This window comes from uncultured Thiodictyon sp. (assembly GCF_903828115.1).
Taxonomy (GTDB): Bacteria; Pseudomonadota; Gammaproteobacteria; order Chromatiales; family Chromatiaceae; genus Thiodictyon.
In genome coordinates, this window is record NZ_CAIKKU010000199.1 from 1 (window position 1) to 5505 (window position 5505).

At 66.7% G+C, this 5505-nt stretch carries 3 protein-coding genes; all 3 read left to right on the forward strand.

The annotated features are described in order from the left end of the window. The first annotated feature begins 295 nt into the window (after positions 1 to 295). From QZY48_RS07250 to QZY48_RS07260, 3 genes are read left to right on the forward strand one after another with little or no spacing between them, the layout of a single operon-like run. Entirely contained in the window at positions 296 to 1168 is an 873-nt protein-coding gene (locus QZY48_RS07250) for an AAA family ATPase (protein WP_295429569.1), read from the forward strand. Continuing rightward, positions 1165 to 3663 carry a hypothetical protein gene (locus QZY48_RS07255; RefSeq protein ID WP_295429571.1) on the forward strand — a complete coding sequence of 833 codons (2499 nt, stop codon included), beginning with the start codon at positions 1165 to 1167 and terminating at the stop codon, positions 3661 to 3663. The genes QZY48_RS07250 and QZY48_RS07255 overlap by 4 nt, the downstream gene beginning before the upstream one ends. Then, positions 3653 to 4714 carry a polysaccharide biosynthesis/export family protein gene (locus QZY48_RS07260; RefSeq protein WP_295429574.1) on the forward strand — a complete coding sequence of 354 codons (1062 nt, stop codon included), beginning with the start codon at positions 3653 to 3655 and terminating at the stop codon, positions 4712 to 4714. The genes QZY48_RS07255 and QZY48_RS07260 overlap by 11 nt, the downstream gene beginning before the upstream one ends. Positions 4715 to 5505: the final 791 nt, after the last annotated feature.

Here is a 5505-nt window from a genome sequence, read left to right on the forward strand (position 1 = left end):
GTAATCGAACAATCCGACCACGATTACGACAACGACAACGACGCCCGGTCCGTGGGAGCGTCCGGTAGCGGTAGTACCCGGCTCCGGCGGTCGCCGCAGCTTGGTGGGCACGCGATGCGTACCCTACGAGATATGCGTTAACACATCAGTGCTGATCGCACCCTGTCAACGACGTCTGGCCTCGGCTTGACGCCGGTTCACACTCTGATTTACTTGAAAATCAATTCGCCGTTCTCGATATAGCGTATGCATCATGTCGGCTGACCTCGCGGTACACACGGGACAGAACCTTGGCATGACCAGTGTTTTGGCGCAACCACTGAGCGCGCACAATCCACCCGCGCCGCCCTTCGACAACACGCGCGATACGCGCTTTTTCTTCGCGTCGGCGGGACATGCCGAAGCCCTGTCACGCCTGCTGTTTCTCGCCGAGGACCGCAATATGGGCATGGGCCTGCTGACCGGGGAGATCGGCTCGGGCAAGACCATGCTGCGCACCGTCCTGCACGCCCGCCTCGCCCCCGCGACCCATGCCCGCGTCAGCATCGAGAACAGCCTGCTCGGCTTCGATGACCTGCTGCTGGAGATCCTGAGCCAAATCCAGGGCCAGCGCCTGCGCGCCGCCGACTATCCGGACCGCTACAGCCGTCTGGCCGCCTTCAAGCGGCTGCTGACCGAGCAGATCGCCGGGCAGGACCGTCACCTGGTCATCCTCCTGGACGAGGCACAGCAGCTCGACCTGCACTGCCTGGAAGCCGTCAAGGGGTTGACCAACATCGCCTCGGAGCGCCAGAACTTCCTCACCGTCATCCTCATCGGCCAGCCGGAGTTGCGCGAGCGGTTGCGCCGCCTGCCCCAGGTGGATCAGCGCGTGAGCCTGCGCTTTCACCTCGCGGCCATGACGGCGGACGAGACCCGGGAGTACGTGCGCCACCGCCTCCAGGTCGCCGGCTATCAGGGCGAGCTCCCGTTCGACCCGGCGGCGCTGGACGCGCTGTTTCGCGCCAGCCGGGGTATCCCGCGCGAGGTCAACCGCATCTGCAAGCTCGCCCTGGAGCACGTCCTGGCCGCGGGGCTGAGGCACTTCACCGGGCCCGCGATCGCCACCGTGGTGGATGACCTGCGCCGCCATGGCGGCCTGTTCGACGCCGGGGTCGAGCCGCCGTGACCCCGGAGTTGCGGATCCGCGACCGCCTCGCGGGGCAGGGTCGAGGCGGGCCGCACGGCGAACCGCCGGACCCGGCGGACGCGCGTGCGCGCGCCGCGGGCTCCCACACGGACCCGGGCGAGACCGCCTGGGACCTGGTTGAGCCCCCGCTCGACCTGAGCCCGGTACTGGGCCCACTGCAAGACCGCGACGAGGACCGCGACGAGGCCCCCATGCCCTTCCCCGGCTTTCCGGGAATGGGCGGCGAGGAGGCGGAGCCGCCCAAGGGCCCGGGCCTGGACCTGGAGCGCCTGGCCCGCGGCATCCTCAAGCGCATCTGGCTGGCGATCGGGATCGCGCTGCCCATCGCCGGCCTGTTCCTGGTCGCCGCGGTCACCCAGGTCAAGCCCAAATGGCAGGCGACGGCCGCGGTCATCCTGCACCCCCGCCAGGACCAATTCTCGCTCGGCGGGTCCAAGCCGTTCGAGCTGCAGAACTACAATCTCAAGACCCTGCTCGATACCGTCAAGCTGCCAAGCTCCCTGCAGGCGGTGTCCGATGCGCTCGGGCTCAAGGCCGCGCCGCGCACCCTGAGCCCCGCCATCGGGATGAACATCACCAAGGACTCCAACGTCTTTCAGATCACCGCGCTGTGGAAGGACCCGGTGGTCGCCGCCAAGATCGCCAATCAGGTCGCCGAACTGCTGGTGAGCCGCAGCCGCGACCTGCGGCGTGAGGAGGCCGAAGGCGCCCACGCCAACTACAGCGCCCAGTTGGCGTCCGCCCGTGAGCACTTGAATACCGTCACCGCCGAGATGCGTAACTTCAAGGAGAGCCGCCAGGTCTCCGACCTCAATGCCGAGACGCAGGTCCTGCTGGGCAGCCTGAGCCTCCTGGAAGCGGACCTCAATACCAAGACCGCCGAGGTCAAGGCCTACAAGGAGGCCCTGGTGGAGGTCGCGAAGGCGGTGAAGGGCGAGCCCGCGATGGTGGTCACGTCCTCCGTCTACCGCAATCCACTCAAGACCCGGTTGAGCGACTACGAATGGCAGTTGCAGGAGGCGCGCAGCCGCTACACGGAGCAGAATCCCAAGGTCATCAAGCTCCAGACCCGGGTGGACGTGTTGAAGCAAATGATTGCCGACAGCAAGGACGAGGGGGCGCCCGAGAACCTCTACTCGGCCAACACCAAGCTGACGGACCTGCAACTGCGCCAGAGCACACTCACCAGTGACATCCGGGTGCGTGAGGCACAGATCGGTGCCCTCACCGAGACGATCGCGCAGAGCCGCCGCAAGCTCGCGGTCCTCACCGACGCGGACAAGGAGTTCCAGTTGCTGAAGGCGCGTATGGCCTCGGCGGAGAACCTGGTGGCCGGCCTGGTCGGGCGGGTGGACGAGGCCGCGGTGATGATGCGGCGCAACGAGTCGGCCTTCGATCTGTTCGAGCCGGCCCGCCCGCCCACCGAGCCCACCAAGTCGCCGAAAAAGCTCATTGCCATGGTCGGGGTGATCCTCGGTGGGGGGCTGGGACTCGGCGTGGTGCTGGTCCTGGAGTTGCTGGACCCCCTGCTGCGCACCCGCCGCGACGCCCTGGGCATCCCCGGGATCGAACTCGCCTGGGAGTTCCAGCAGGTCCCCGCGGGCGCACCAGCCCTGGTGGACCCGCGGTGGCCCGCGGCCCCGGTCGCGGATCTCTTCCGACGCCTGATCAACGAACTCGACACCCGGTTGGAGCCCGCCGACTGGCGCTGTCTGGGGGTGACCAGTGCGGATGCCGGGGCTGGCCGCACCCTGGTCGCGACCAACCTGGCACAGTCCCTGGCGCTGAAGGAGATCCCGGTGATCCTGGTGGATGCGGACCTGCGCCGACTGGCCGGGACGCGCCCGGCGGCCTTGTTGGGTCGGCCCGCGGACCAACCCGGGCTACGCCAGGCCCTGTCCGGCGACGCCGCGGTGGCGGCCCTGCTGAGCGGCACCGGCACCCCGGATCTGGCCCTGCTCGCCGCCGGTTACCCGCGCTCTGACCTGGCCATCGAACACCAGGCCGGGGGTGCCCCGCCGCCCTTCGTCCGCCCCGGCTCGGGGCCGGACGGGCCCACAGTCCCGCGTGCGGACCCCAACCTGGCCGGACTGGGCAGCCGCCAATTCCGCACGATTCTCGATACCCTGCGCCAATCCGGGCGCAACCTGGTATACGATCTGCCGCCGATCGGCGCCCAAGAGACGGTGCTGGAGGCCGCCGTCAGCCTGGGCAACCTGCTGCTGGTGGCGCGTAGCGGCCAGACGACGCGCAAACAGTTACGCGAGGCGGCCGAGTTACTGGACGAGCGCGGCGCCAAGGTCCGCGGCATCCTGGTCACGCACGTTCCCCCGGAGTTGCTGGAGGGGGACCCGCTGTTCGACCCCGCCCCCCCGCGGACCGCCCGGCGCGGCTGGTTGCGCCGTTTGCGTCCGCAAGCGGCGGCGCCTGCCACACCTGACCCCCAACCCGATCCTGATCCCCATGCCAGTTGACCGCCGCCGGCCCTTGTCCCCGTTCCTGGTCCTGTCCGTCGTCCTGGCGGCGGGGTGCGCCAACGAACCCACGGCACCGGGACCCGCGGCCCCAGCCCCGGCAGCCCTGGCCGCGCCCGCCCAGATTGACCAACGCCAGAGCACCGAGGAGCAACTGGCAGAACTCAACCGGGTGGTCGCCGAGACCAGGGTGGTGCCGCGCCTGGGCAAGGGAGACATCCTGAGCATCTCCGTTTACGACGAACCGGAGCTCAGCATCGCAGGGGTGCCGGTGCGCCCCGACGGCAAGATTTCGTTCCCCTTGGTCGGGGACGTCCAGGCCGAGGGGCGCAGCGTCGATGAGTTGAGCACCGATCTCACCAGCAGCCTGCGCCAGTACCTGCTCACCCCGCAGGTCACGGTCATTGTGACCGCCTTCAACAGCCTCTCTTATGTCATCAACGGCGAGGTCGTCCACCCCGGTGCCTACCCCCTGGTGACCGATGTCAGCCTCAGCGCCGCGGTGGCCAAGGCCGGGGGGCTCAGCAAGGGGCAGTTTCGGGCCAGTTCGGTGGAGTTGGCCGACCTGACCCACGCCCTGGTCTCCCGCCGGGGCAGGCTGCTGCCGGTGGACTTCGTCCGCCTGCTGCGCCAGGGCGACATGCGTTTCGACGTCGCCATGCAGTCCGGGGACTACATCAACATCCCCTCGGGCCTGTCCAAGGAGGTCTACATCATCGGCGAGGTCAAGACCCCGGCCCTGTTCGGGTTCCGCGATGAAATGCCGATGTCCAAGACCCTGGCCCTGGCCGAGGGCTTTACCCCGGATGCGGACCTCTCGCGCATCCATGTGATCCGCGGGTCATTGAGCAATCCGATCCTGCTCGTCACCGACTTCAACAAGGTCATCGCCGGTCAGGCGCAGGACGTGCAGCTCGAGCCCGGCGACGTGGTCTATGTCCCGCCCACCGGTTTGACGGTCTGGGCCCGGATGCTCGATAAGATCGTACCCACCGTGACCGCGATCCAGACCGGCATTGTCTTCGGCAACTCGGTCGGCGGGCAAAAATAGCGCGGCGATCAAGCTAAGATACTCAACCGCGAGGAAAGACGAATGAAGCCATTGGAATCGTTGCTTGAGCAAGTCGCCGGTATCAATCTGAAGTATCAGAAGATCGAGGAAGTGGCCACGACGTCGTTTAATTGTCCAGTTCCGGGCCGAAGAGGCGAAGATTTCCAATGAGCGACCGAATGTTGACGCGCCTCTGCTCATGGAAGATGCGGTCAGCTCGACGCCCAGGGTGTGACGTCGATCGCCTTTCCCTGGTCACGTCAATGGTGGAAGCAGTTCCACCCAAGGCCCCCATTCCACCTTATGTTGCATACCGACCCCAACGGGGTCGGACATACCAGCCCAGGGCAACGCCCTGGGTTAGCGTTGTTTTTTCGGTCCAGCCCTGAACGGGCGTGACATAACGGCGGGGTTCCTTATGTCACGCCCTTTCAGGGCTGGGGTCTGTTATCCGTCGTACCCAGGGCGTTGCCCTGGGCTGGTATATCGCGCCCCTTCGGGGCTTGAGCGGTGCAAAATCATGCGGAATAAGGTACCTAAGGCCGTTGTCCCATCGGGCTGGCGGGTAAGGGGTGGTCACCAGCACCGCGGGGAAGGCGGCGAGTGCCTCCCACAGGGTGGGGCACGGGGTGCGTTGGATGTATATCCTGACGAAAATAAGATCGGATTCTCATTTCGTCAATGATGCAGGCGGGCAGGGGTGCGATCGGAATTTATGTGGTGACCGGGATCCCGGGTACCCTGTCGTTGTCGTTGTCGTTGTCGTTGTCGTAATCGAATAATCCGACCAC

Bases quoted from the DNA above. Each gene is read 5' to 3' on its own strand.
- QZY48_RS07250 (WP_295429569.1), top strand. From the start codon at position 296: ATGACCAGTGTTTTGGCGCAACCACTGAGCGCGCACAATCCACCCGCG.
- QZY48_RS07260 (WP_295429574.1), top strand. From the start codon at position 3,653: ATGCCAGTTGACCGCCGCCGGCCCTTGTCCCCGTTCCTGGTCCTGTCC.